Annotated in this window: 18 protein-coding genes; 12 read left to right on the forward strand and 6 right to left on the reverse strand. The window is 72.9% G+C overall.

Features of this window, described 5'->3' with window-relative positions:
• Positions 1-333, reverse strand: coding sequence for an ANTAR domain-containing protein (locus E4U91_RS03020; RefSeq protein WP_137305080.1), 333 nt, complete (start codon positions 331-333; stop codon positions 1-3).
• 104 nt (positions 334-437) lie between these two features.
• Here E4U91_RS03020 and E4U91_RS03025 point away from each other — a divergent pair, with 104 nt between their 5' ends.
• Entirely contained in the window at positions 438-1,241 is an 804-nt protein-coding gene (locus E4U91_RS03025; protein WP_137305081.1) for a VOC family protein, read from the forward strand.
• A 97-nt stretch (positions 1,242-1,338) separates the two neighbouring features.
• Here the strand turns inward: E4U91_RS03025 and glgX are convergent, their stop codons facing one another.
• Entirely contained in the window at positions 1,339-3,501 is a 2,163-nt protein-coding gene (glgX, locus tag E4U91_RS03030; RefSeq protein WP_174867743.1) for a glycogen debranching protein GlgX, read from the reverse strand.
• Positions 3,498-3,995 (reverse strand): pep a2, encoded by a 498-nt coding sequence (locus tag E4U91_RS03035; protein WP_137305082.1) that lies wholly within the window; start codon positions 3,993-3,995, stop codon positions 3,498-3,500. Before E4U91_RS03035 ends, glgX begins: the two co-directional genes overlap by 4 nt.
• Before the next feature lie 249 nt (positions 3,996-4,244).
• Between E4U91_RS03035 and E4U91_RS03040 the strand changes: the two genes are divergently transcribed.
• From E4U91_RS03040 to E4U91_RS03065, 6 genes are all read left to right on the forward strand, one after another.
• A complete protein-coding gene (locus E4U91_RS03040) occupies positions 4,245-4,496 on the forward strand; it encodes a DUF5133 domain-containing protein (protein ID WP_137310643.1) in 252 nt (83 codons plus the stop codon).
• A 128-nt stretch (positions 4,497-4,624) separates the two neighbouring features.
• Positions 4,625-6,601 (forward strand): alpha-1,4-glucan--maltose-1-phosphate maltosyltransferase, encoded by a 1,977-nt coding sequence (locus tag E4U91_RS03045; protein ID WP_137305083.1) that lies wholly within the window; start codon positions 4,625-4,627, stop codon positions 6,599-6,601.
• Positions 6,598-8,316 carry a maltose alpha-D-glucosyltransferase gene (gene treS, locus E4U91_RS03050; protein ID WP_137305084.1) on the forward strand — a complete coding sequence of 573 codons (1,719 nt, stop codon included), beginning with the start codon at positions 6,598-6,600 and terminating at the stop codon, positions 8,314-8,316. The genes E4U91_RS03045 and treS overlap by 4 nt, the downstream gene beginning before the upstream one ends.
• Positions 8,317-8,344: 28 nt before the next feature.
• Positions 8,345-9,709 (forward strand): maltokinase N-terminal cap-like domain-containing protein, encoded by a 1,365-nt coding sequence (locus E4U91_RS03055; protein WP_137305085.1) that lies wholly within the window; start codon positions 8,345-8,347, stop codon positions 9,707-9,709.
• A 3-nt stretch (positions 9,710-9,712) separates the two neighbouring features.
• Positions 9,713-11,914: a 1,4-alpha-glucan branching enzyme gene (gene glgB / locus E4U91_RS03060; protein ID WP_137305086.1), complete on the forward strand. Its 2,202-nt coding sequence runs from the start codon at positions 9,713-9,715 to the stop codon at positions 11,912-11,914.
• 57 nt (positions 11,915-11,971) lie between these two features.
• Positions 11,972-13,135 (forward strand): glutamate--cysteine ligase 2, encoded by a 1,164-nt coding sequence (locus E4U91_RS03065; protein WP_137305087.1) that lies wholly within the window; start codon positions 11,972-11,974, stop codon positions 13,133-13,135.
• Between the two features lie 156 nt (positions 13,136-13,291).
• On the opposite strand, the gene E4U91_RS03070 is transcribed toward E4U91_RS03065, so the two are convergent.
• Positions 13,292-13,525 carry a DUF6480 family protein gene (locus E4U91_RS03070; RefSeq protein WP_067228907.1) on the reverse strand — a complete coding sequence of 78 codons (234 nt, stop codon included), beginning with the start codon at positions 13,523-13,525 and terminating at the stop codon, positions 13,292-13,294.
• 165 nt (positions 13,526-13,690) lie between these two features.
• On the opposite strand from E4U91_RS03070, the gene E4U91_RS03075 reads away from it, so the two are divergent.
• On the forward strand, positions 13,691-15,592 hold the full coding sequence (locus E4U91_RS03075) for an AMP-dependent synthetase/ligase (RefSeq protein ID WP_137305088.1): 1,902 nt from the start codon (positions 13,691-13,693) through the stop codon (positions 15,590-15,592).
• Positions 15,593-15,791: 199 nt separating this feature from the next.
• Entirely contained in the window at positions 15,792-16,226 is a 435-nt protein-coding gene (locus E4U91_RS03080) for an ATP-binding protein (protein WP_137305089.1), read from the forward strand.
• A gap of 71 nt (positions 16,227-16,297) precedes the next feature.
• On the opposite strand, the gene E4U91_RS03085 is transcribed toward E4U91_RS03080, so the two are convergent.
• Together E4U91_RS03085 and E4U91_RS03090 are read right to left on the reverse strand one after the other, a co-directional pair.
• Complete coding sequence (locus tag E4U91_RS03085) at positions 16,298-16,858, reverse strand: ATP-binding protein (RefSeq protein ID WP_241678496.1); 561 nt, start codon at positions 16,856-16,858, stop codon at positions 16,298-16,300.
• Positions 16,855-17,220: a PRC-barrel domain containing protein gene (locus tag E4U91_RS03090; RefSeq protein WP_323179329.1), complete on the reverse strand. Its 366-nt coding sequence runs from the start codon at positions 17,218-17,220 to the stop codon at positions 16,855-16,857. Before E4U91_RS03090 ends, E4U91_RS03085 begins: the two co-directional genes overlap by 4 nt.
• A 422-nt stretch (positions 17,221-17,642) precedes the next feature.
• Between E4U91_RS03090 and E4U91_RS03095 the strand changes: the two genes are divergently transcribed.
• From E4U91_RS03095 to E4U91_RS03105, 3 genes are all read left to right on the forward strand, one after another.
• Positions 17,643-21,929 carry a HAMP domain-containing protein gene (locus tag E4U91_RS03095; RefSeq protein WP_137305091.1) on the forward strand — a complete coding sequence of 1,429 codons (4,287 nt, stop codon included), beginning with the start codon at positions 17,643-17,645 and terminating at the stop codon, positions 21,927-21,929.
• A 58-nt stretch (positions 21,930-21,987) separates the two neighbouring features.
• A complete protein-coding gene (locus tag E4U91_RS03100; RefSeq protein ID WP_241678819.1) occupies positions 21,988-24,609 on the forward strand; it encodes a SpoIIE family protein phosphatase in 2,622 nt (873 codons plus the stop codon).
• Between the two features lie 150 nt (positions 24,610-24,759).
• Positions 24,760-25,152: an STAS domain-containing protein gene (locus E4U91_RS03105; protein WP_067228147.1), complete on the forward strand. Its 393-nt coding sequence runs from the start codon at positions 24,760-24,762 to the stop codon at positions 25,150-25,152.
• Positions 25,153-25,358: the final 206 nt, after the last annotated feature.

Consider the following 25,358-nt stretch of genomic DNA (forward strand, 5'->3'; position numbering starts at 1 on the left):
TCAGCCGGCCGCCGGTGCGCCCGGGAGCTGCACGGGCCCGTGCCGGTCGACGGCGTCCTCCAGCGCGGTGCGGATCTCCTCGGGCAGCTGCCCGGTGCGGCCCCACACGAGGACCAGCTCGGCGACGCTGCGCAGCTTGACGTTGGTGTGCTGGGAGACCTCCTTGAGCACCGCCCAGCCCACGTCCGGGGAGACCCGTCCGAGGGCGATCACCATGCCGATGGCCTGGTCCACGACGGCGTGCGAGGAGACCGCCTCCCTGAGCTGGTCGACCTCGGCCTGCAGCTCCCGCAGGCGCGTGGCGGCGGATGACCCGCGCGGAACCGGTTGCATCCCGCCATCGTGCCACCGGCCCTCTCGGCGGGCGCCCCGAGGGCATTCCGTCCGACACTGGGAGGAGTTCCCCGTTGCCGGCGACAGATCAGGACGCGAGGGCGATGAACGACCACCCGATCACAGCCCCCGGCAGCGCCGGGGTCGTCTCCACGCACTCCGTCTTCGGCGCCCCCTGCTGGGTGAGCCTGACCAGCCGGGACCTGGAGGCCACACAGGACTTCTACGGCGCCGTGCTCGGCTGGCGGTGGCGCCAGGCGCAGCTCGGCGAGCGGTTCCGCATCGCGCTCGCGGACGACGTGCCCGTGGCGGGCATCGCCGCGGTCGCCACGATGTGGCAGGTGGCGGTCGCCTGGACGCCGTACTTCGCGGTGCCGAGCGCGGACGACGCGGCGGCGCGGGTGCGCGAGCGCGGCGGTACGACGGCGGTGGGGCCGATCTCCCTGCCGCCGGGCCGGGCGGCCCTGCTGGCCGACCCGGACGGCGCGAGCTTCGGGGTGTGGGAGGGCCGGCTCATCGGCAACTGGGAGTCCTGGCGGCGCGCGGCGCCGGCCTTCGTCCGGCTGCGCACCCGGGACGCCTTCGCCTCCGCGATCTTCTACGGCCAGATCCTCGACTGGGCGTCCGACGTGCCCGGCTCCTGCGAGGTGCACTACGAGGGCGACGAGGTGGTGCTGCGCAGCAACGGCGACGTGGTGGCCCGGATCGTGTCCGGCGCCCTGGAGGCGGCCCCCGATCCGAGGGTCCGGCCGCACTGGCAGGTGCACTTCGCCGTGTCCGACGTCGCCGCCTGCGCGCGGACCGCGGAACAGCACGGCGGCAGCGTGCTGGACCTGACGGCGGACGAGGCGGTGCTGCGGGACCCCGACGGGGCCCAGTTCACGGTGACGTGGGGCTCGCGGCGCTGAGCCCTGCCCACGCGGCCGCACGACGCACGGCGCACGGCGACGGCCGGTCGGGAAGTGCTTCCGACCGGCCGTCCTCGTGCAGGCGCCCGTCCGGGCGTCACCCGTCCTTCGGGGACCGCGCCTTCCGGGCGGGCCGGGACAGCACCACCAGGCTGCGATCCGTCAGCCGCACCCGGGCGTCGGCCTTGTACTCGACCTCGTCCGGGCCGCCGTCCGGCTCCGCCGTATCGACGCACACCGTCCAGCGCTCCCCGTACGCGGCGCCCGGCAGCCGGAACGTCACCGGCTCCCAGAAGCCGTTGACCAGCAGCAGGAAGGAGTCGTCGACGACGGGCCGGCCGCGCTGGTCCAGCTCGGCGATGGCGTCGCCGTTGAGGAAGGCGGCCAGGCAGTGCGCGTCCGGCTCCTGCCAGTCGGCCTCGCTCATCTCGCGCCCGTCGGGCAGCAGCCACACCAGGTCGGGCAGGCGCTGGTCGGCGTCCAGGACCGTCTCGCCGAGGAAGAAGCGGCGTCGGCGCAGCACCGGGTGGGCGGAGCGCAGCGCGAGCAGCCGACGGGTGAAGTCGGCCAGGCCGCGCTGCTCGTCGGTCAGCGCCCAGTCGATCCAGGAGACCTCGTTGTCCTGGCAGTAGGCGTTGTTGTTGCCGCGTTGCGTGCGGCCGAGCTCGTCGCCGTGGCAGAGCATCGGGATGCCCTGCGACAGCAGCAGCGTGGCCAGCAGGTTGCGCTGCTGGCGGCCGCGCAGGGCGAGCACCGCCGGGTCGTCGGTCTCGCCCTCCACGCCGCAGTTCCAGGACCGGTTGTGGTTCTCGCCGTCCTGGTTGTCCTCGCCGTTGGCCTCGTTGCGCTTGTCGTTGTACGAGACGAGGTCGCGCAGCGTGAACCCGTCGTGCGCGGTGACGAAGTTGACGCTGGCGCGCGGCCGGCGCCGGCTGTGCTGGTAGAGGTCGGGGGAGCCGGTCAGACGCGAGGCGAACTCGCCGAGCGCGCCCGGCTCCGCGCGCCAGAAGTCCCGTACGGCGTCCCGGTAGGGGCCGTTCCACTCCGACCACAGGGGCGGGAAGTTGCCGACCTGGTAGCCGCCCTCCCCCACGTCCCAGGGCTCGGCGATCAGCTTGACGCGGCTGATCACCGGGTCCTGCTGGATGAGGTCGAAGAACGCCGACAGCCGGTCCACCTCGTGGAACTGCCGGGCCAGGGTGGCCGCGAGGTCGAAGCGGAAGCCGTCGACGTGCATCTCGGTCACCCAGTACCGCAGCGAGTCCATGATGAGCTGGAGCACGTACGGGTGGCGCATCAGCAGGCTGTTGCCGGTGCCGGTGGTGTCGTAGTAGTGCGACCAGTCGCCGTCCACCAGGCGGTAGTACGAGGCGTTGTCGATGCCCCGGAACGACAGGGTGGGCCCCATCTCGTTGCCCTCGGCGGTGTGGTTGTAGACCACGTCGAGGATCACTTCGAGGCCCGCCTCGTGCAGCGCCTTGACCATCGCCTTGAACTCGTCGACCTGCCGGCCGCGGGTGCCGTGGGCGGCGTAGGCGTTGTGCGGGGCGAAGAAACCGATCGTGTTGTAGCCCCAGTAGTTGGACAGGCCGCGGTCGAGCAGCACGCCGTCCTGGACGTACTGGTGCACCGGCATCAGCTCGACCGCCGTGACGCCCAGCGAGGTCAGGTGCTCGATCACCGCCGGGTGCGCAAGGCCGGCGTACGTGCCGCGCAGCTCCGGCGGGACGTCCGGGTGGGTGCGGGTCAGCCCGCGCACGTGCGCCTCGTAGACGACCGTGTCGGCGTACGGGTGGCGCGGCGGCCGGTCGTCGCCCCAGTCGAACGCCGGGTCGGTGACCACGCCGAGCAGGGTGTGCCCGGCGCTGTCGGCCGGGTCGGGGCGGTCGCCGGCCCGCTCGAACAGCGACGGATGGTTGTCGACCTGTCCGTCCACCGCCCGGGCGTACGGGTCGAGCAGCAGCTTCGCCGGGTTGCAGCGGTGGCCCGCCGACGGGGCCCAGGGGCCGTGCACCCGGTAGCCGTAGCGCTGGCCGGGGCCGACGCCGGGCACGTAGCCGTGCCAGACGAACCCGTCGACCTCGGTCAGCGGGACGGTCCGGGCGGGGCCCGAGTCGTCCACGAGGACCAGCTCGACGTGCTCGGCGACCTCGCTGAACAGCGCGAAGTTGGTGCCGTCGCCGTCGAACTCGGCCCCCAACGGGTAGGGGTGCCCGCTCCACACGGGCACCCCTGCGCTGCGTGCGCGCCTGCGCGTCACCGCGCCTCCCCCGCCGCCACGGGAGCGGCCAGCACGGCCACCGGGACCGCCCGGGGCACCTGGAGCCCTTCGCGCAGGCTGGGCGAGGGCGCGACCGGCACCAGCGGGACGCGCTCCCCGGCGCGGGCCCGCTGCGAGAACCAGATGACGTTCCCGCCGCCGACGGTGGCGCAGCACCCCCAGCCGTCGCTCATCTCGGCGATGTGTTCCAGGCAGGACCGCAGGTCCTGGTCCGGGCGCAGGTCGCTGTCGTGGTCCCCGACGGCCGTGATGAGGTGCTGGCCGTTCCACCACATCTCGATCGACGTGTGCTTGTCGGTGGCGTGCTCGTCGATGGCCTTCAGCAGCATCTCGGCGCCGTTGCAGACGGGCTCCACCAACGCGTCGAGGTCCCAGAACCGGAGGTGAGCGGCCAGGATGCGCCTGACCTGTCCGACCCGTTCGGGGCTGACTTCCACGTCGAGGTGGTAGTAGCAGGGCACTGCGGTCTTCATCTCTGTGGCTCCTCACCGCGAGACTCTGACTCCGGGAACGCCCGGGTGGGCGGAGGGTTTCCTACGGAGCGTGAGCACTGTTCGCTTCTGAGTCACCTCCACAGTGGGGCTCTTGCTCCATTCGTGCAACACGAGCACGCCACTGGGGCGAACGAGGTGGTTGAAGAACCAACAAGACGCGGCGTCATGGTCCGTGCACCATGAGTAGCCATGGAACCTCGCGAGCCTCGCCAGGCGGACGGCGGCGTCATGCTGCTGCCCTCGAAGGCCGAAGTCACCCGGCAGTTGCGGCGGTACCGGACGTGGGAGCGGATGATGCTCGCGTCCCCCGCCGACCGGGCCGTGCGCACGGCGTTCGAGGACTCCGGCTACACCCTGTGCGTGCTGATGGGAAAGCGGTGCGCACGCGAGGCCGCGGACGCCGCCGAGCACTTCCTCGGCCCGCTCGGGACGGCTGCTCTCCCCCAGGAGCCGGCCCTCGTGGACACGGCCGTCCGTTGACCCGGCCCGGCCGTCCGCCGACCAGGCGTTCGCCGGACACCCGGACGGAGCCGTAGGCCCCGTCCGGCGCAGGACCCCCACCCGGGCCAGTCCCGGACCCGAACGCGAGCGGCGGAGGTGAGAGACCCATGAGTTCGACCCCGGCCATCGGCCGCATTCCCGTCCGGGACGTCCGGCCCGCGGTGGAGTGCGGCGGGCGCCCGGCGAAGGCGGTCGTCGGAGAAACGTTCCAGGTCACCGCGACGGTGTTCCGGGAAGGCCATGACGCCGTCGCCGCCAACGTCGTGCTGACCGGCCCCGACGGGCACCACGGACCCTTCACGCCCCTGCGCGAGCTCGCCCCCGGCTCGGACCGCTGGGGCGCCGACGTGACCCCGGACGCCGAAGGACGGTGGACCTACCGGGTGGAGGCCTGGAGCGACCCGGTCGCCACCTGGCGGAAGACCGCCTGCATCAAGATCCCCGCCGGCATCGACACCGGACTGGTCCTGGAGGAGGGCGCCGACCTCTACGAGCGGGCGGCGGCGGGGGTCCCCGAGGGGCCGGACCGCGCCACGGTCCTCAAGGCGGTCGAGGCGCTGCGGGACGACGAACGGCCCGTCGCGGCCCGGCTGGCCGGGGCGCTGGTGCCCGAGGTGGCCGAGGTGCTGTCCCGGCACCCGCTGCGCGAGTTCGTCACCACGTCCGCGCCGCTGCCGCTGCTGGTGGAGCGGGAGCGGGCGCTGTTCGGGTCCTGGTACGAGTTCTTCCCGCGCTCGGAGGGCACGCCCGAGGAGCCGCACGGCACGTTCCGCACGGCCGCGCGCCGGCTGCCGGCGATCGCCGAGATGGGCTTCGACGTCGTCTACCTGCCGCCGATCCACCCCATCGGCACCACGTTCCGCAAGGGACCCAACAACGCGTTGAGCGCGACGCCCGACGACGTGGGGGTGCCGTGGGCGATCGGCTCGCCGGAGGGCGGGCACGACGCGGTGCACCCGCAGCTGGGCACGCTGGAGGACTTCGAGTGGTTCGTGGAGCAGGCCCGCTCCCTGGACCTGGAGGTCGCCCTGGACTTCGCCCTGCAGTGCTCCCCGGACCACCCGTGGGTGTCCAAGCACCCGGAGTGGTTCCACCACCGTCCCGACGGCACCATCGCCTACGCGGAGAACCCGCCCAAGAAGTACCAGGACATCTACCCCATCGCCTTCGACCAGGACATGGACGGCCTGGTCGCGGAGACGGTGCGGGTGCTGCGGCACTGGATGGACCGCGGGGTGCGCATCTTCCGCGTGGACAACCCCCACACCAAGCCGGTCGTCTTCTGGGAGCGGGTGATCGGCGAGATCAACGCCGCCGACCCCGACGTGATCTTCCTGGCCGAGGCGTTCACCCGCCCGGCGATGATGCACACCCTGGCCCAGGTCGGCTTCCAGCAGTCCTACACCTACTTCACCTGGCGCACCACCAAGGAGGAGCTCACCGAGTACCTGGGCGAGCTGTCGGGCGAGGCGGCCGCGTACATGCGGCCCAACTTCTTCCCCAACACCCCCGACATCCTGCACGCCTACCTCCAGCACGGCGGACGCCCCGCCTTCGAGGTCCGCGCGGTCCTGGCCGCGACCCTGTCGCCGACCTGGGGCATCTACTCCGGCTACGAGCTGTGCGAGAACACCCCGCTGCGCGAGGGCAGCGAGGAGTACCTCGACTCCGAGAAGTACCAGCTGCGCCCCCGCGACTGGGAGGCCGCCGCCCGCGAGGGCCGCACCATCGCCCCCCTCATCACCCGGCTGAACGCCGTGCGGCGGGCGCACCCCGCACTGCGCCGGCTGCGCAACCTCCGCTTCCACCCCACGGACAACGGCGCGCTGCTGGCCTACAGCAAGCGCGAGGGGTCCGACACGGTGATCGTGGTCGTCAATCTGGATCCCCACCACACCCAGGAGGGCACGGTCTCGTTGGACATGCCGCACCTCGGCCTGGAGTACGGCGCCTCCCTGTCCGTCCGCGACGAACTGACGGGTGAGACCTACGCCTGGGGCGGGTCCAACTACGTGCGCCTGGAGCCGGGCCGCACACCGGCCCACGTGCTCCACGTCCTGAACGGAGGGTCCAGATCGTCATGACCGTCAACTCGCCCGTAGCGGACAAGTTCGAGGACACACCCGCCAAGGACCGCGATCCCGACTGGTTCAAGCGCGCCGTCTTCTACGAGGTCCTGGTCCGCTCCTTCCAGGACAGCAACGGCGACGGCGTCGGCGACCTCAAGGGCCTCACCGCCAAGCTCGACTACCTCCAGTGGCTCGGCGTCGACTGCCTGTGGCTCCCCCCGTTTTTCAAGTCCCCGCTGCGCGACGGCGGCTACGACGTCTCCGACTACACGTCGGTGCTCCCCGAGTTCGGCGACCTCGCCGACTTCGTGGAGTTCGCCGACGCCGCCCACCAGCGCGGCATGCGCGTCATCATCGACTTCGTCATGAACCACACCAGCGACCAGCACCCGTGGTTCCAGGAGTCGCGCAAGGACCCCGACGGCCCCTACGGCGACTACTACATGTGGGCCGACGACGACAAGCAGTACCCCGACGCCCGCATCATCTTCGTCGACACCGAGGTCTCCAACTGGACCTTCGACCCCGTACGGGGCCAGTACTTCTTCCACCGCTTCTTCTCCCACCAGCCGGACCTCAACTACGAGAACCCGGCCGTGCAGGAGGAGATCCTGGCCGCCCTGCGGTTCTGGCTCGACCTCGGCATCGACGGCTTCCGCCTCGACGCCGTCCCCTACCTCTACGCGGCCGAGGGCACCAACTGCGAGAACCTCCCGGCGACCCACGAGTTCCTGAAGCGGGTGCGCCGCGAGATCGACGCCATGTACCCCGACACCGTCCTGCTGGCCGAGGCCAACCAGTGGCCGGAGGACGTCGTCGAGTACCTCGGCGACTACGCCTCCGGGGGCGACGAGTGCCACATGGCGTTCCACTTCCCGGTGATGCCGCGCATCTTCATGGCGGTGCGGCGCGAGTCGCGCTACCCGGTCTCGGAGATCCTGGCCAAGACGCCGGCGATCCCGTCGGGCTGCCAGTGGGGCATCTTCCTGCGCAACCACGACGAGCTCACGCTCGAGATGGTCACCGACGAAGAGCGCGACTACATGTACGCGGAGTACGCCAAGGACCCGCGGATGCGGGCCAACATCGGCATCCGCCGCCGGCTCGCGCCGCTGCTGGACAACGACCGCAACCAGATCGAGCTGTTCACCGCCCTGCTGCTGTCCCTGCCCGGCTCGCCGATCCTCTACTACGGCGACGAGATCGGCATGGGCGACAACATCTGGCTCGGCGACCGCGACGCGGTGCGCACCCCGATGCAGTGGACCCCCGACCGCAACGCCGGCTTCTCCTCGTGCGACCCCGGCCGCCTCTACCTGCCGACGATCATGGACCCGGTCCACGGCTACCAGGTCACCAACGTCGAGGCGTCCATGAGCAGCCCCTCCTCGCTGCTGCACTGGACCCGCCGCATGATCGAGATCCGCAAGCAGAACCCCGCCTTCGGCCTCGGCAGCTACACGGAACTGCACTCCTCCAACGCCGCGGTGCTGGCCTTCCTGCGCGAGTACGAGGACGACCTCGTGCTGTGCGTGCACAACTTCTCCCGCTTCGCCCAGCCCACCGAACTCGACCTGCGCCGCTTCGACGGCCGCCACCCGGTCGAGCTGTTCGGCGGGGTGCGCTTCCCCGCCATCGGCGAGCTGCCCTACCTGCTCACCCTGGCGGGCCACGGCTTCTACTGGTTCCGGCTCGCCCGAGTCGCATCCCGCACCGGCCGGCGCGTGTGAGCGTGCGCCGGGGAAAGGACGCGTCACCATGCCGAAGACCACACCGCTGATGACGAGAACGCCCGTCGGTACCCGTACCATCGGGCCGCTGGGCGCGTTGCTGCGCGAGTGGCTGCCGGGTCAGCGCTGGTTCGCCGGCAAGGACCGGCCGGTCACCGACCTGCGGCTGCTGTCCATGACGGAGCTGTACCCGGGCTGTCTGCACGTGCTGATCCAGGCCGGGCACCAGAGCGTCCCGCCGCCCGTGGGGGCCGCCCCCACCGGGGACTGCTACCAGCTGCTGCTGGGCCTGCAACAGCACCTGTCACCGCGGCTGGGGCGGGCGATGATCGGCCGCGTGGCCGAGGGACCGCTCGCCGGGTACACGGTGTACGACGCGCTGCAGGACCCGCGCTCCACCCAGCTCCTGCTGGAGCGGATGCGGCACCCGGGCGCCCTCGGCCCGCTGGTGTTCGAGGCGCACCCCGAGGCGCCGCCGGTGCCCGCGGGCCTCGCGCCCCGGCTGCTGGAGGCCGAGCAGTCCAACACCTCCCTGGTGTACGGGGACGCGTTCATCCTGAAGGTGTTCCGGCGCATCCAGGCGGGGGTCAACCCCGACCTGGAGGTGCCGGTCGCGCTGGCCGGGCAGGGCTGCGCCCAGGTGCCCGCGCCGGTCGCCTGGTTCCGCACGACGCACCCGCAGGAGGCGACGCTGGGCGTGCTCCAGCCGTTCCTGCCGGACGCCTCGGACGGGTGGACGCTGGCGCTCGACGCGCTCGGCCGCGGCGACGACTTCACCGCCGAGGCGCACGCGCTGGGCCGCGCCACCGCCGAGGTGCACCTCGCGCTGGCGGCCGCCTTCCCGCTCGGCCCCGAGGGCGAGAACGGACCGCTGGCGGCCGCGATGACCGAACGGCTGGAGGCCGCCGCGCACCACGTGGCGGCCCTGCGGCCCTACGTCCCGGGCCTGAAGACCGCGTTCGCGGCGCTCGGTTCCTGCGACCCGGGCCCGCCCGCCCAGCGCATCCACGGCGACCTGCACCTGGGACAGGTCCTGCGCGCCGGACGCGAGTGGTTCGTCATCGACTTCGAGGGCGAGCCGTCCCGCCCGCTGGCCGAGCGGTGCAGCGCCCACTCCCCCGTGCGGGACATCGCCGGGATGCTGCGCTCCTTCGACTACGCGGCCCGGCAGCGGCGTCCCTGGCGCCCGGAGTGGGCCCGCCGCTGCCGGGAGGCGTTCTGCGCCGGCTACGCCGCCCGGGCCGGCTGGGACCCGCGCAAGAAGCACGCCCTGCTGCGCGCCCACGAGACCGACCGGGCGGTCTACGAAGTGCTGTACGAGGCCCGGCACCGGCCCGACTGGCTGGCGGTGCCGATGGCCGCGATCGAACGACTCGCCGTCCGAGGAGGATGACCCGTGGCTCTGCGTGACACGTCCCCGCCCGAGGGCGCCGGCCCGGTCCCGACCCGGACCGCGCCGCTCGACCCGACCGACCGTGCCCGGCTGCTGGCCGGCGAACACCACGACCCGCACGCCGTGCTGGGCGCCCACGAGGTGCCCGGCGGGGTGGTGTTCCGGGCGCTGCGCCCGTTCGCGCGGGCGGTGAGCGTCGTGGTCGACGGCGCGCCCGTGCCGCTCGACTCCGAGGGCGACGGCTTCTTCTCCGTCGTGCTGCCGCTGGACGCGGTGCCCGCCTACACCCTGCGGGTGGCGTACGACGGCCCGGAGCAGGAGGTGCACGACCCGTACCGCTTCCTGCCCGCGCTGGGCGAGCTCGACCTGCACCTGGTCCGCGAGGGGCGGCACGAGCAGCTGTGGACGGCGCTCGGCGCCCAGCCCATGACCCACCAGGGGGTGGCCGGCACCCGGTTCACCGTGTGGGCGCCCAACGCCCGCGGGGTGCGGGTCACCGGCGACTTCTGCTGCTGGGACGGGACCGCGTTCCCGATGCGCTCGATGGGCGCCTCCGGCGTCTGGGAGCTGTTCCTGCCGGGGATCGGCGAGGGCACCCGGTACAAATTCGAGATCACCTCCCGCCACGGGGGCCGGTTCCTCAAGGCGGACCCGATGGCGCGGCGCGCGGAGGTGCCGCCGGACACGGCGTCCATCGTGCACGTCTCGCACTACGAGTGGGGCGACGCCGACTGGCTGGCGCACCGCGGCGACGTGCCCGTGCACGAGGCCCCGTTCTCCGTGTACGAGGTCCACCTGCCGTCCTGGCGCCCCGGTCTGACGTACCGCGAGCTCGCCGAGGAGCTGCCCGGTTACGTCAAGGAACTCGGCTTCACGCACGTGGAGTTCATGCCGGTCGCCCACCACCCCTTCAGCGGCTCGTGGGGCTACCAGATCACCGGCTTCTACGCGCCGACCGCCCGCCTGGGTTCCCCGGACGACCTCAAGCACCTGATCGACGCCCTGCACCGGGCCGGCATCGGCGTGATCATGGACTGGGTGCCGGCCCACTTCCCCAAGGACGACTGGGCGCTGGCCCGCTTCGACGGGGACCCGCTGTACGAGCCGGGGGACGAGCGGCGGGCCGAGCACCCGGACTGGGGCACCTTCGAGTTCGACTTCGGGCGCACCGAGGTGCGCAACTTCCTGGTCGCGAACGCCACGTACTGGTGCGAGGAGTTCCACATCGACGGGCTGCGCGTGGACGCGGTCGCCTCGATGCTCTACCTCGACTACTCGCGGGACTCCGGCCAGTGGTCCCCGAACGTGTTCGGCGGCCGCGAGGACCTGGACGCGGTGGCGTTCCTGCAGGAGATGAACGCCACGGTGTACCGGCGCAACCCGGGCGTGGTGACCATCGCCGAGGAGTCCACCGCGTGGGACGGGGTGACCCGGCCGACGGACGGCGGTGGACTGGGCTTCGGGCTGAAGTGGAACATGGGCTGGATGCACGACTCGCTGCAGTACATGAGCCACGAGCCGGTGCACCGCAAGTACCACCACCACGAGATGACCTTCGCGATGGTGTACGCGTACAGCGAGAACTACGTGCTGCCCATCAGCCACGACGAGGTGGTCCACGGCAAGCAGGCCCTGGTGTCGAAGATGCCGGGCGACTGGTGGCAGCAGCGCGCCAACCACCGCGCCTACCTCGGCTACATGTGGTCCCACCCGGGCAAGCAACTGCTCTTCATGGGCCAGGAGTTCGCCCAGGGCGCCGAGTGGTCCGAGGCACAGGGCCCCGACTGGTGGCTGCTCGACCCGGCCTACGGCGCCGGGGCCGACCACTGCGGCGTGCGCGACCTGGTCCGCGACCTCAACGCGCTGTACCGGACCACCCCGGCCCTGTGGCAGCGCGACACCGACCCGGCGGGCTTTTGCTGGGTGGCCTGCGACGCCGCCGAGGACAACGTGTACGCCTTCCTGCGCTTCGCCGCCGACGGCGCGCCGCTGCTGGCGATCAGCAACTTCTCGCCCGTCGTGCGCCACGACTACGCCCTCGCCGTGGGGGACGAGGTCACGGCGTGGCAGGAGGTGCTGAACACCGACGCGGCCCGCTACGGCGGCGGCGACGTCACCTGCCCCGACCCGGTGAAGCCGGAGGACGGACGGATCCGGCTCACCCTGCCGCCGCTGGCGACAGTGTGGCTGGCGCCCGCCGTGTGAACCCGGCCCGGGCGGGAAAGCGGGTGCGTACGACCAGCGGGAGAAAGGCTGCAACGCGTGCGCACCGTAGGAGTGGAGGAGGAACTCCTCCTGGTGGACCCGGACAGCGGCGATCCGAAGGCGATGTCCGCCGCCGTCCTGGCCCGGGCCGCCCGGGCAGCCGGGGACCAGGAGGAGAACGGCACCGACAGCGACAACGGAGCTGAAGGCGGCTCCACCGCTGAGGCCGCCGGGGACGCCGACGACGTCTTCGAGAAGGAACTGCACGAGCAGATGCTGGAGTTCGCCACCCAGCCGCAGTCCTCGATGGCCGAGCTGGCGGCGGAGATCGTCCGGTGCCGCGCGGAGGCGTCCCGGCTCGCGCGGGAGACCGGCTGCGAGGTGGCCGCACTGGCCTCGTCCCCGCTGCCGGTGCAGCCGTCGGTCGGCATGGGCCGGCGCTACCGGTGGATGGAGGAGCAGTACGGCATCGCCACCCGGGAGCAGATGGTGTGCGGCTGCCACGTCCACGTGTCCGTGGACTCCGACGAGGAGGGCGTGGCGGTCGTGGACCGCATCCGGCCCTGGCTGTCGGTGCTGACCGCGCTCAGCGCGAACTCGCCCTTCTGGCAGGGCCGCGAGACCGGCTACCACAGCTACCGCAGCCGGGTCTGGCAGCGGTGGCCCTCGGCCGGGCCGACCGAGCTGTTCGCCACGCCGGAGCGCTACCACCGCCGGGTGGCCGACATGGTGGCCACGGGGACGATCCTCGACGACGGCATGATCTACTTCGACGCCCGGCTGTCCCCGCGCTACCCCACGGTGGAGGTCCGGGTGGCCGACGTCTGCCTGGAGCCCGGCACCCCCGTGCTGATCGCCGCCCTGGTCCGGGGCCTCGTCGAGACGGCCGCGCGGGAGTGGCGGGCCGGCCGCGAGCCGGTGGACCACAGCGTGAGCCTGCTGCGCCTCGCCGGCTGGCAGGCGGCCCGCTCGGGGCTGACCGGCGAGCTGCTGCACCCGGCCGGCATGCGCCGCGCCCCGGTGAAGACGGTCGTACGGGCGCTGCTGGACCACGTCGGGGAGGCGCTGGCCGACCACGGCGACCTCGACCGGGTGGAGGCGTCCTGCGCCGAGCTGCTCGCGCACGGCAACGGCGCCCAGGTGCAGCGGGAGGTGTGGGAGCGCACCGGCGGCAACCTGCGCGAGGTGGTCGCGGAGTGCGTGCGGCGCACCCAGGGCTGAGCACAGGCGACGCACGGCGGCACGGCGCCCCGGGCCGATCAGCCCGGCGGGCCGGGGCAGGCGCCCGCGGCACCCGGCGCGGGGCGCACCGGGTGCCGGGCCCGTGGCCGAATCACGCCCCTGTCGGCGGTGCGCACCCGCACGGGGCACGCGGGCTCACAGGGCCAGGACCAGGGCGTAGGCGAGGAAGAACGCGGCGACCAGCACGCACAGCCCGATGATGATCACCAGCGGGCCCTTGGCCCAGCCCGTGGTCGGGTTGTGCGTCTCCAGCGGGCCCGCCTCCGGCATGCTGCTCTCGGCGGGCGGGGTCTCGCCCGGGGGGACGCCGCCACCGGGTTCCAGTCCGGTGGTGCGCTCGGGTTCGGGGTCGGGGTTGATGTGCGTCATGCCGTCCGAGTCCCCCGATCCGGGCAGGATCACCGCCCCGGGATCATCCGCTCGGATTACTTGCCCGTTCCCGGCCACAAGTGGTCCGGCCTCGGCTAGATTCGACCAGCGCCGACAACGGTCCAGGTCGGCCGCGCGCCACCTCGTTCCCGTCAGGAGCACCGCATGCGCGACACCGCGATGGCTCCCCCAGCCGCCCCGCCCCTGACGGCGGGTCTCGCCGACAGCGTCTTCGAGACGGCGGCCCGCACGCCCACGCTCCCGGTCCTCGCCCGCCGCCGCCCGGGCACGGCCGCGTGGGAGGAGGTGACCGCCGTCGAGCTGCGCGACGAGGTGGTCGACCTGGCGAAGGGGTTCGTCGCCTCGGGGATCTCACCCGGCCACCGCGTCGCGATCATGGCCCGCACCCGGTACGAGTGGACGGTGCTCAGCTACGCCCTGTGGGCCGTGGGCGCCGAGATCGTGCCGATCTACCCGACCTCCTCGCGCGACCAGGTCGCCTACATCCTGCGCGACTCCGGCTGCGTCGGGGTGGTCGTCGAGGACGAGCAGAGCGTGATGACGGTCGGCTCGGTGTGCGCCTCGCTGCCCGCCCTGCGGCACGTGTGGCAGCTGGACTCCGGCGCCCTCGACGAGCTCGCCCGGCGCGGCGAGCACATCCCGCTCACCACCGTGGACTCGCTGCGCCGCATCGTGCTGCCGGACTCCACCGCCGCGGTCGCCTACACCTCCGGCACCTCCGGCCGCCCCCTGGGCTGTGCGCTGAGCCACCGCGGGCTGGCGAGCCCGTGCGACACCCTGCTCGCCGGCTGGGGGCACACCGCGGCGCCGCCCGGCGAGCAGCCGTCGGTCCTCGCCTTCCTGCCGTTCTCGCACGTCTACGGGCTGATGATCCAGGGGCTGTGCGTGCGCGGCGGCATCCTCATGGGCCACGAGCCCGACCTCAGCCAGGAGGCGCTGGTCGCGGCGCTGGCGTCGTTCCGGCCGACCTACCTGCACGCCGTGCCGTCGGTCTACGAGAAGATCTACAAGAACTTCCTGCGCGCCGCCCAACAGGCCGGCCGCGGCGCGCTGTTCGAGCGGGCCGCGCAGACCGCGCGGGACTTCGCCACCGCCGTCGAGCGCCAGCGCCTCGGCCGCGGCTCGGGACCGGGGCTCGACCTGCGGCTCCAGCACGCCGTGTTCGAGCGGACCGTGTACCGCAAGCTGCGCGCCGCGCTCGGCGGGCGGGTGCACCGCGCCACGTCCGGCGGCTCACCGCTGCACCGGGACCTGTCCCTGTTCTACGAGGGCATCGGCATCTACGTCCACGACGGCTACGGGCTCACCGAGACCAGCGGCGGCCTCACCATGCAGCCGCTGGGCCGGGAGCGGTCCGGGACGGTCGGGCAGGCGCTGCCGGGCACCGAGATCCGGGTGGCCGACGACGGGGAGATCCTGGTGCGCGGCCCGTCGGTGTTCCAGGGCTACGTCAACGACGACGGCGCCACCCGGGCCGCGCTGCGCGGCGGCTGGCTGGCCACCGGGGACCTCGGGCACCTGGACGGGGACGGCTACCTGACGATCACCGGCCGCAAGAAGGACGTGATCATCACCAGCAGCGGCAAGAGCGTCTCGCCGGCCCTGCTGGAGCAGCGGCTGCGCATGCACCCCCTGGTGCACCAGGCGGTGGTCGTGGGCGACAACCGGCCCTGCGTCGGCGCGCTGATCACGCTGGACCCGGACTTCCTGGCGCACTGGCGCGGCGGGCTGATGCTCCAGGGTGACGCGCCGAGCCGCGAGGCCCGCGAGGAGAACGCCCTGCGCGACGAGCTCGGCCGGGCCGTCGCCGCCGCCAACAGCGCGGTGTCCCGCTCGGAGTCGATCCGGGTCTTCCGGGTGCTGCCCCAGCCGTTCGACCAGACCAACGGGCTGCTGACGCCGTCGATGAAGCTGCGCCGCGACTCGATCGTCCAGCACTACGCCACCGAGATCGACGCGATGTACGCGGTCCGCCGTCCGCTGCCCCGGCAGGGGCCGCCGGAGGAGGTCCTCGCCTGGGACGACGCGGACGACGTGTTCCGCTGAGTCCGGGCCGGCCGGCGCCGCGCCCGCCCCGGACGCACTCCATCGGCGTAGGCCCGGGTGTGACGCCCGGGGCCGCTGGTGTACGGTGCCGCCCTCGTACAGGACGCGTAGGCCACGCGGGCCCGGGAACCCTGAAGGTGGTCACGGACAGTTCTGTAGGAGAAAGGACGCCGGCCCGCCCCGCGGGCCGCACCACGACATGGCGATCGAGCCGAACAGGGGAGACGAACTGACCTCCTGGGGACCGCAGCCCCGTACCGTCCGTTTCGCGGGTGAGCCGCACGACGTGACGGGCGCGCGGATGGCCGCGGAGGAGTTCCTGAAGAGCCTGGCGCGGGCCGTGCCGCCCTCCGCCGAGGAGTACTGGCACGACATCCTGCTGATCGTGGACGAGCTGACGTCGAACGCGGTCCAGTACGCGCCGGGCCCCTTCGAACTGCAGCTGCGCCGCACCTTCGACGGGGTGCACGTCACGGTCCACGACACCAGCCCTACGCTTCCCGCGCCGCGGCCCTTCCGGCCGGACAGCGGAGCCGGCGGCATCGGCTGGCATCTGGTGCACACGCTGTGCCAACAGGTCAGCGTGGTGCCCACCGACGGGGGCAAGGACATCCACGTGTTCCTGCCGTGGTGAGAGCCGGCAGGAGAGCCGGTGTGCGAACCGGCACGGCAGCGGCCAGCGGGGGTGACGGCCGGGCGCGCCGATCAGGCGTGTCCGGCCGAGGCGTCCTCGGAGGGGGACGAACCCCCGGCGGCCCCGCTGCGGGCTCGGGCGGGTCCGGTCGGGTCCTGGGCGAGGGCCGGGCGCAGCGGCACGCGCGCGCTGATCGTCTTCCCGCCCCTCGGCCGGTGCCGGACGGTGACCTCTTCGGCGAGGCGGTTGATCAGCGGCCAGCCGTAGCCGTTGCCGCCGTGGGTGCGGGGGAAGCCGCCGATGCCGTACGCGCCGTCGGGGACGGCGTCGCTGCGGTCGCTCACCGCCAGCCGGACACCGTCCCGCTCGACCGACACCTCGAAGCCCGTCAGGCCCCCGCCGTGCCGGATGGCGTTCGTGACCATCTCGGAGACGACGAGCGACAGGTCGATCAGGTCCTCCTCGCGGGGCCGCTCACCGGCCGCGCCCCACGCCTCCTCCACCGCCGCCCGTGCGTGGGCACGGGCCGACGCGGCGGTCGCTCCGGTCGGCGGGACGGGCGACGGCACCCGGGCCGTGAGGTCGCCCGGGTGCCTGCCACCCTCGTCCCGCGGACGCGACGCGCCGGTCACGCGGGCGTGGTTCCGCGGGCCGCCAGCCGGGCGTAGTAGTCACCGACCGCCGACAGGTACTCGTGGTTCATGGTCTCGCTGTCGGTGCGGAACCGCGGGGCGTCCTTGACCTGGTCCCTGGTGCAGGCCAGGGTCACGCGCCGCTCCGCCGGGTCGACGGTGGTGACCGCGCCCACCGGCACCACGGCGCTGCGGCCGAACACCCACACGCCGGTGTCGACGACCAGGTGGCGCATGCCGTGCGGGGCCGCCTCCCGGTCCACGTGGCCGACGGTGCCGTCGGCGGCCTCGACCGTCCAGCCCGTCAGGTCCTGCTCCTCGGTCCGACCGCTGTCCACCGTGTACGACCACAGTGCGAGCATCGTCACGCTGCTCCCTTCTCGCGTCCCTCAGCACCAAATACCCTGACACGGCTGGCCCATTCGGTCGCGGGCGCCCGTGGCGCCCGGTGTCCGGGCGGCCCCGTGCCCCGTTCCCGCACGGCGCGGGGCGGCTCCGCGGGCCGTCGGGCGGCCATGCCGGGTACACGGGCGAAACCCCGTCGCATACCCTGTTCCCGTCACCGCATGCGCGGCGTCCTTCCCCCGGTCCAGCGCGCTGCGGGAGATGACGCGCGGCTTTGTTCCGGGCCCGATCCGCGGGTTAGCCTGCGGCGTATTTTTCTCATCGGCGGGGCCGTCACCGGCGGTTTCGTCACACGGCAGGCGGGTTCGTCCGTCCTCACGGGCGGCCCGGTTCCGAGTCCCCGGGGCGGGGGCTCCTGGGGAGCGGAACGAGGCTGCGCATGACCAGCAAGAGGACCGAGGTCGTCGAATCGGCACCGGGCGACCAGGAGCTCAGACAGCTCCTCGCCGGGCTGACGGCCGTGCGGGACGGCGACTTCGGCATCCGGCTGCCCGAGGAGGGCGAGGGGCTGGTCCGGGACATCGCCACCGTCTTCAACGGCATGGTCGACCAGTTGTCGGTGTTCACGTCCGAGGTCACCCGCGTGGCCCGCGAGGTCGGCACCGAGGGCACCCTCGGCGGGCAGGCGGAGGTGCCCGGGGTGTCCGGCACCTGGGCCGACCTGACCGACTCGGTCAACGCGATGGCGGGCAACCTCACCACCCAGGTCCGCGACATCGCCCAGGTGGCGACGGCGGTGGCCAAGGGCGACCTGTCGCAGAAGATCGACGTGCCGGCCCGGGGCGAGATCCTGCAGCTGAAGGAGACCGTCAACACGATGGTCGACCAGCTCTCCGCGTTCGCCGACGAGGTCACCCGCGTCGCCCGCGAGGTCGGCACCGAGGGACGCCTCGGCGGCCAGGCGCAGGTGGGCGGGGTCGCTGGCGTGTGGCGCGACCTCACCGACTCGGTGAACTTCATGGCGGGCAACCTCACCGCCCAGGTCCGCAACATCGCCCAGGTGACGACGGCGGTCGCCCAGGGCGACCTCTCCCAGAAGATCACCGTCGACGCCCGCGGCGAGATCCTGGAACTGAAGAACACCATCAACACGATGGTCGACCAGCTCTCCGCATTCGGTGACGAGGTCACCCGCGTCGCCCGCGAGGTCGGCACCGAGGGACGCCTCGGCGGCCAGGCCGACGTGAAGGGCGTCAAGGGCACCTGGCGCGACCTCACCGACTCGGTGAACTTCATGGCGGGCAACCTGACCGCCCAGGTCCGCAACGTCGCCCAGGTGGCGACCGCGGTCGCCCAGGGCGACCTCTCCCAGAAGATCACCGTCGACGCCCGCGGCGAGATCCTGGAACTGAAGAACACCATCAACACGATGGTCGACCAGCTCTCCGCGTTCGCCGACGAGGTCACCCGCGTCGCCCGCGAGGTCGGCACGGCCGGCAACCTCGGCGGCCAGGCCACCGTGCGGGGTGTCTCGGGCACCTGGAAGGACCTCACCGACAACGTCAACGTGATGGCGTCGAACCTCACGGGACAGGTGCGGTCCATCGCCCAGGTCGCCACCGCCGTGGCCCGCGGCGACCTGTCGCAGAAGATCACGGTCGAGGCCAAGGGCGAGGTCGCCGCGCTGGCCGACGTGATCAACACGATGGTCGACACGCTGTCCGCGTTCGCCGACGAGGTCACCCGCGTGGCCCGCGAGGTGGGCACCGAGGGACGCCTCGGCGGCCAGGCGCACGTGCCCAACGTGGCCGGCACCTGGAAGGACCTCACCGACAACGTCAACTCGATGGCCAACAACCTCACCGGCCAGGTGCGCAACATCGCGCTGGTGACGACCGCGGTGGCCAAGGGCGACCTGTCGAAGAAGATCGACGTCGACGCGCGCGGCGAGATCCTGGAGCTGAAGACGACCATCAACACGATGGTCGACCAGCTGTCCGCGTTCGCCGACGAGGTCACCCGCGTCGCCCGCGAGGTCGGCACCGAGGGACGCCTCGGCGGCCAGGCCGAGGTGGAGGGCGTCTCCGGCACCTGGAAGCGCCTGACGGAGAACGTCAACGAGCTGGCCGGGAACCTGACCCGGCAGGTGCGGGCCATCGCCGAGGTGGCGAGCGCCGTGGCCGAGGGCGACCTGACCCGCTCCATCACCGTGGAGGCGTCCGGCGAGGTCGCCGAGCTCAAGGACAACATCAACTCCATGGTGGAGTCCCTGCGTGACACCACCATGGCCAACCAGGAGCAGGACTGGCTCAAGACCAACCTGGCGCGCATCGCCGGCCTGATGCAGGGCCACCGCGACCTCCCGGTGGTCGCGGAGCTGATCATGGACGAGCTGGTGCCGCTGGTGGCGGCCCAGTACGGCGCCTTCTATCTCGCCGAGGACAGCGAGAGCAGGCCGGAGCTGCGGCTGGTCGGGGCGTACGGCTACCCCGACGACGACCGCCGCCCGACCCGGATCCCGTTCGGCCGCTCGCTGGTCGGCCAGGCCGCGCGCAGCCGCCGTACGATCGTCGTCGACGAGCTGCCGGCCGGGTACGTGACCATCTCCTCCGGGCTCGGCGAGGTCGAGCCCAGCGCGCTGGTGCTGCTGCCGATCGTGTTCGAGGGACAGGTCCTCGGCGTGATCGAGCTGGCGTCGGTCACCGCGTTCACCCAGATCCACATGGACTTCCTGGAGCAGCTGCGGGAGACCATCGGGGTCAACGTCAACACCATCGTGGCCAACGCCCGCACCGACGAGCTGCTCGACGAGTCGCAGCGGCTGACCGCCGAACTCCAGGCGCGGTCCGCCGAGTTGCAGTCGCAGCAGGAGGAGCTCCAGCGCTCCAACGCGGAGCTGGAGGAGAAGGCCTCGCTGCTGGTCGCGCAGAACCGCGACATCGAGGCGAAGAACCTCCAGATCGAGCAGGCCCGGCAGGAACTGGAGGCCCGCGCCCAGCAGTTGTCGCTGGCGTCCAAGTACAAGTCGGAGTTCCTGGCGAACATGAGCCACGAACTGCGCACCCCGCTCAACAGCCTGCTGATCCTGGCCCAGCTGCTCGCGCAGAACCCGTCCCGCAACCTCACCCCCAAGCAGGTCGAGTACGCCGGGATCATCCACTCCGCCGGTTCCGACCTGCTCCAGCTGATCAACGACATCCTCGACCTGTCCAAGGTGGAGGCCGGCAAGATGGACATCTCGCCGGAGCGGGTGTCCCTCAAGCAGCTGATCGACTACGTCGAGGCGACGTTCCGTCCGCTGACGACGCAGAAGAGCCTCGACTTCGAGGTGCGCACCGCGCCCGGGGCGCCCGCCGACCTGCTGACCGACGACTCCCGGCTGCGGCAGATCCTGCGCAACCTGCTGTCCAACGCGGTGAAGTTCACCGAGCAGGGCGGTGTGGAGCTGATCGTGGAGCCGGCCGGCGACGACGAGGTGCCCGAGGGCGTGATCCGGGGCGGCACCATCGTGGCGTTCCGGGTGAAGGACACCGGCATCGGCATCTCCGAGCAGCACCTGGAGAGCATCTTCGGCGCCTTCCAGCAGGCCGACGGCACCACGAGCCGCAAATACGGCGGCACCGGCCTGGGCCTGTCGATCACCAAGGAGATCGCCCACCTGCTGGGCGGCGCCGTCACGGTGGACAGCACGCCCGGGCACGGCAGCACCTTCACGCTCTACCTGCCCGTCGCCCGGCGGGACTTCGAGGAACTCCACGCGGGCGGTCGGGTGCTGGAGCGCAGCGGGGACGGCGCGGAGAGCGCCGACAGCGTCCCGACCGGGATCCCGCTGGGCCCCCTGCCGGTGTCCACGGCGGCCCGGCCGCGTCCGCGCCGGCTGCTCGTGGTCGAGGAGCGGCCGCGCGGGCTGCTCACCCTGGTCTCCGAGAGCGTGGCCGCCGACCTGGGGCGCGGCCGGGACGAGGGGGCGATGCCGCTCCCGGTCGACCTGGTCACCGCGGTCGGCGCGCAGGAGGCGGCCGGGGCGCTGGCCGCCGAGCCGTGCCACTGCGTGGTCCTGGACCTGACGATGCCGGGCGGTGAGGCCTCCCGCTTCCTGGAGGCGCTGGAGGGCGACTCGGCGCTCGCGAGCGTGCCGGTGCTCGTGCACACCGGCCACCGGGTGGAGCTGGCCCAGGAGGAGACCCTGCGGGCGCGGGCCGCCGGCCGGCCCCTGGAGTTCCTGTCCAGCCTGGACGAGCTCCGCGAGCGCATCACCCTGCACCTGTCCGCCGAGGAGCCGGGCGACGTGCTCGCCCTGGTCCGCGCCGACGAGCCGCACCACATCGCCCCCGAGGTGGTCGACGACGCGGTGGTGGGGCGCACGGTGCTCGTGGTCGACGACGACGCGCGCAACCTGTACGCCCTCAGCGGCATCCTGGAGCTGCACGGCCTGCGGGTGCTGCACGCGGAGAACGGCCGCGAGGGCATCGAGACGCTGCGCAACAACCCGGAGATCGCGCTCGTGCTGATGGACGTGATGATGCCGGAGATGGACGGTTACACGGCCACGGCCGAGATCCGCAAGCTGCCCGAGTACGCGGAGCTCCCCATCGTCGCGGTCACCGCCAAGGCGATGCCCGGGGACCGGGAGAAGAGCCTCGCCTCGGGAGCGAGCGATTACGTCACCAAGCCCGTGGACACGCACGACCTGATGTCCTGCGTCCGCCGCTGGCTGACCGCCTGAGCGAGCCGTGCGTCCCGGGCGACCGGGCGTCCAGGCCGAGGAGTAGCGCACTGTGACCATGTCCCGACCGCCCTACGAGGACGCGGCGTCGCCCGAGCGGCCCGCGCCCACCGGCGACGCCCGGTCCGACGGCCTCCTGCCCGACGACGGCCTGCCCGACGACGGCGTCCGCGCCGACGTCCGGCCCGCCGAGGCCGTGTCCGTCACCGCCCTGGACACCTCCGAGGCCGCTCCCCCGCCCGCCGACGGCGACGCGGCGGCCGGGCGGGAGCGGTCCGGCGACCTCAGCCCCGTCGGCCGGCTCGCCGCCACCGTGGAACGCCTGCGGCGCGAGGTGCGCGCCGCGCAGGCGGAGGCGGAGGGCCGCGCCCTGGTCGAGCTGGCCAAGGGCGTCCTGGTGGAGCGGCTGGGCTGCGGCCCCGCCGCCGCGGCCCGCCACCTCACCGAACTGGCCGAGCAGGCGGGCGTGACCCCGCTCGAGCTGGCCGTGGACGTGATCAACCAGTCCGCCCAGGACCGGCTGTCCGAGGTGACCCTCGGCTTCCTCGACACCGTCGCCGGGCGGGCCCGGGCCGCGGAGGACGCCGAGGCGGCCGTACGGCTGCGCACCGCGGAGAGCGGGGCGCTGGCGGCGCAGGACACCCAGGCCGTCGCCGACTCGCTGCTCCAGCACGCGCTCGGCCCCCTCGGTGCCGTGGCCGTGGCGATCTGGTCGGCGGGACCCGACGGCTCCCTGACCCTGGCGGGCAGCGCCGGCTTCGCGCCGGGCGAGTCCGCCCGCTGGCACTACGTACCGCCGGACGTGGCGACCGTGGCCCGCCGCGGGCTGACCGAGCGCACCGGCCACTGGGTCGAGTCGCTCGCCCGGACGAGCCTGCCCTCCATCGGCCGGCACCTCTTCCCGGACGGCGGCCGGGTGGCCCTGCCCGCCGGGACCGGCGGCCGGATCCACGGCGTCCTGGAGATCGTCTGGCCCACCCCGCTCGTCCCGCAGCCGCCCCAGGTGGTCCGGCAGATGGAGGCGCTGGCCGAGTTGTGCGCCCACACCCTGGAGACGTCACGGCCGCCGGAGCCGTCCGAGCGCCCGCCCGGTCCCCTGCCCGACGCCACCGAGCTGATGGACCTCGCGGACGGGCTGCACGACCCGGCGCTGGTCCTCGTGCCGCACCTGGACGGCGCCGGCGGGCTCGCGGACTTCCGCATCCAGCACGTCAACGACCGCTTCCTCGACCCCGCGGGCCGGCCCCGGGCCGTCGTCAACGGCGCGCTGCTGCTGGAGGCCTACCCGATGGCCGCCGGGGACAGCGAGCTGTTCCAGCGGGTCGAGCGCGTCTACGCCACCGGGGAGCCGTTCCGCGCCCGGCGCATGGGGCTGACCGCGCTGGTGGACGAGGTGCCGCTCGCGGCGACCGCCGACATCAGCATCAGCCGGCACGGCAGCTGTGTGCTGCTCATCTGGCGCATCGAGGACGAGACGGCCCGCCTGGCCAGTCTGCTCCAGAACGCCCAGCGCCTGGGCCGCATCGGCGGCTTCGAGGAGAACCTGCTCACGGGCGAGATCACCTGGAACGGCCAGATGTTCGCCCTGTACGGCCGTCCCGAGTCCAGCCCGCCGGTGCCGCTGGAGCGACTCGCCGCGTTCGCCCACCCCGACGACGCGGTCACCATCGGCCGCTTCCTGCGCACCCTGCTGCACCACCGGCGCCCGGCGTCGGCGGCGTTCCGCCTCCAGCGGCCCGACGGCGTGACCCGGCACATGCGGGTGGTCGCCGAGCCGGTCCTGGACACCGACGACCGCCCGGTCGCGCTGCGCGGCGCCTACCAGGACATCTCCTCCCAGCACTGGACCGAGGTGGCGCTCGCCGCGACCCGCGACCAACTGGCGCACACCGAGCAGCAGGCGCACGAGCGCAACCGGCTCACCCTCCAGCTCCAGCACGCGATCATGCCGCCGACCCACACACCGCTGGAGGTGCCCGGTCTCCAGGTGGCCGTGCGCTACCGGCCCGCCGAGGAGGAGCAGCTGGTCGGCGGCGACTGGTACGACGCCGTACGGCTGCCCTCGGGGCTGGTGATGCTGTGCGTGGGCGACGTGGCCGGCCACGGCATAGAGGCGGCGACCAGCATGGTGGTGCTGCGCAACGCGCTGCGCGGGCTGGCGGTGACCGGCGCGGGGCCGGCCCAGCTGCTGTCCTGGCTGAACATGGTGGCGCACCACCTCACCGGTGCCGTGACGGCGACCGCGGTGTGCGGGCTGTACGACCCCGCCCGGGGCACCCTGCGCTGGGCGCGCGCCGGGCACCTGCCGCCGGTCCTGGTCAACGGGGAGGAGGCGGTCCCGCTGCCGCTCGTGAAGGGGCTGCTGCTGGGCGCCGTACCGGAGACGCGGTACGAGGAGGGCGAGCTGGACCTGACGGCCGGGGACACGCTCCTCATGTACACCGACGGCCTGATCGAGCGGCGCGACCGGTCGGTGGAGGAGTCGCTGAGCCACCTGCTCAGCACGGCCCGCACCGTCCCGCCGACGCTGGACCAGCAGCTGGACCGGCTGCTGGTGCACAGCCGGTCGGACACCGACGACGACACCTGTATCGTCGGAATCCGGGTCGGACCGCGCACGTCGGACGCCGAGGAGCCCCGCGCCGGGCAGTCCCGCGCCGGGGAATCCCGGGACGCATGAGGCGCCCGTTCGGGGGTATCCGCTGGTGCGCGGTGACAGGCCGGGACCGCGGGCGGACAGAGGTGCCGTACGGCCTCTCTGTCCTCCTCCGGGTCGCATCGGAGCGACCTCCCGGGAGTCACCCGAGACCGTCTGTATTCGGAGGTTTTCGTGGCCATCGCCCACAACCCGCTGTCCGTCGAGGTGTCCCTGCCCCGTGAGGACGTCGCCCTGGTCCGGGTGGAGGGCCATCTCGATCTGGACACCGCCACCGAGTTCCAGGCCCATCTGGCCAACCAGCTCCACCACGGCCGCAAGCACTTCCTGCTGGACCTGTCGGAGGTGCCCTTCATGGACTCGTCCGGCATGAACATCATCCTGCGCGTCTACCAGGAGGCCCGTGAGCTGCCCGGCAGCGTGCACGTGATCAACCCGACGGCGCCCGTCCGGCGGGTCCTGGACCTGACGGGTGTGAGCCTGACGGTGCCGATCTCCGAGAAGGTGGACGAGGCGCTGGCCCTGATCGACCAGGGCCTGCCGCAGGTCGAGGCCCCCGACAGCTGAGGTCCGGGGCGGCCCGTGCGGCCGCCCCGACACGGCGCGGCGGGATGGTGGGTGGGCGCTTCGTGGTGTCCGTCGGCCCAACACTTGCCGTCCGGCAACTGTGTGGGTGGGGCAACGAAGTGAGGGCGAGTCGTGCGGGAGGAACCAGGGATGTGCCGGTGGCCGAGACGGGGCCCCCGCGCCGGTGCGGCCCCGACCGGGAGCGG

The organism is Streptomyces lasalocidi (genome assembly GCF_005280215.1).
GTDB classification, from domain to species: Bacteria; Actinomycetota; Actinomycetes; order Streptomycetales; family Streptomycetaceae; genus Streptomyces; species Streptomyces longwoodensis.

What these genes read in the sequence shown, in the direction of transcription:
- E4U91_RS03020 (WP_137305080.1), bottom strand. Translation starts at nt 333, where the DNA reads ATGCAACCGGTTCCGCGCGGGTCATCCGCCGCCACGCGCCTGCGGGAG.
- E4U91_RS03025 (WP_137305081.1), top strand. Translation starts at nt 438, where the DNA reads ATGAACGACCACCCGATCACAGCCCCCGGCAGCGCCGGGGTCGTCTCC.
- E4U91_RS03035 (WP_137305082.1), bottom strand. Translation starts at nt 3,995, where the DNA reads ATGAAGACCGCAGTGCCCTGCTACTACCACCTCGACGTGGAAGTCAGC.
- E4U91_RS03040 (WP_137310643.1), top strand. Translation starts at nt 4,245, where the DNA reads ATGCTGCTGCCCTCGAAGGCCGAAGTCACCCGGCAGTTGCGGCGGTAC.
- E4U91_RS03045 (WP_137305083.1), top strand. Translation starts at nt 4,625, where the DNA reads ATGAGTTCGACCCCGGCCATCGGCCGCATTCCCGTCCGGGACGTCCGG.
- treS (WP_137305084.1), top strand. Translation starts at nt 6,598, where the DNA reads ATGACCGTCAACTCGCCCGTAGCGGACAAGTTCGAGGACACACCCGCC.
- E4U91_RS03055 (WP_137305085.1), top strand. Translation starts at nt 8,345, where the DNA reads ATGCCGAAGACCACACCGCTGATGACGAGAACGCCCGTCGGTACCCGT.
- E4U91_RS03070 (WP_067228907.1), bottom strand. Translation starts at nt 13,525, where the DNA reads ATGACGCACATCAACCCCGACCCCGAACCCGAGCGCACCACCGGACTG.
- E4U91_RS03075 (WP_137305088.1), top strand. Translation starts at nt 13,691, where the DNA reads ATGCGCGACACCGCGATGGCTCCCCCAGCCGCCCCGCCCCTGACGGCG.
- E4U91_RS03080 (WP_137305089.1), top strand. Translation starts at nt 15,792, where the DNA reads ATGGCGATCGAGCCGAACAGGGGAGACGAACTGACCTCCTGGGGACCG.
- E4U91_RS03090 (WP_323179329.1), bottom strand. Translation starts at nt 17,220, where the DNA reads ATGCTCGCACTGTGGTCGTACACGGTGGACAGCGGTCGGACCGAGGAG.
- E4U91_RS03095 (WP_137305091.1), top strand. Translation starts at nt 17,643, where the DNA reads ATGACCAGCAAGAGGACCGAGGTCGTCGAATCGGCACCGGGCGACCAG.
- E4U91_RS03100 (WP_241678819.1), top strand. Translation starts at nt 21,988, where the DNA reads ATGTCCCGACCGCCCTACGAGGACGCGGCGTCGCCCGAGCGGCCCGCG.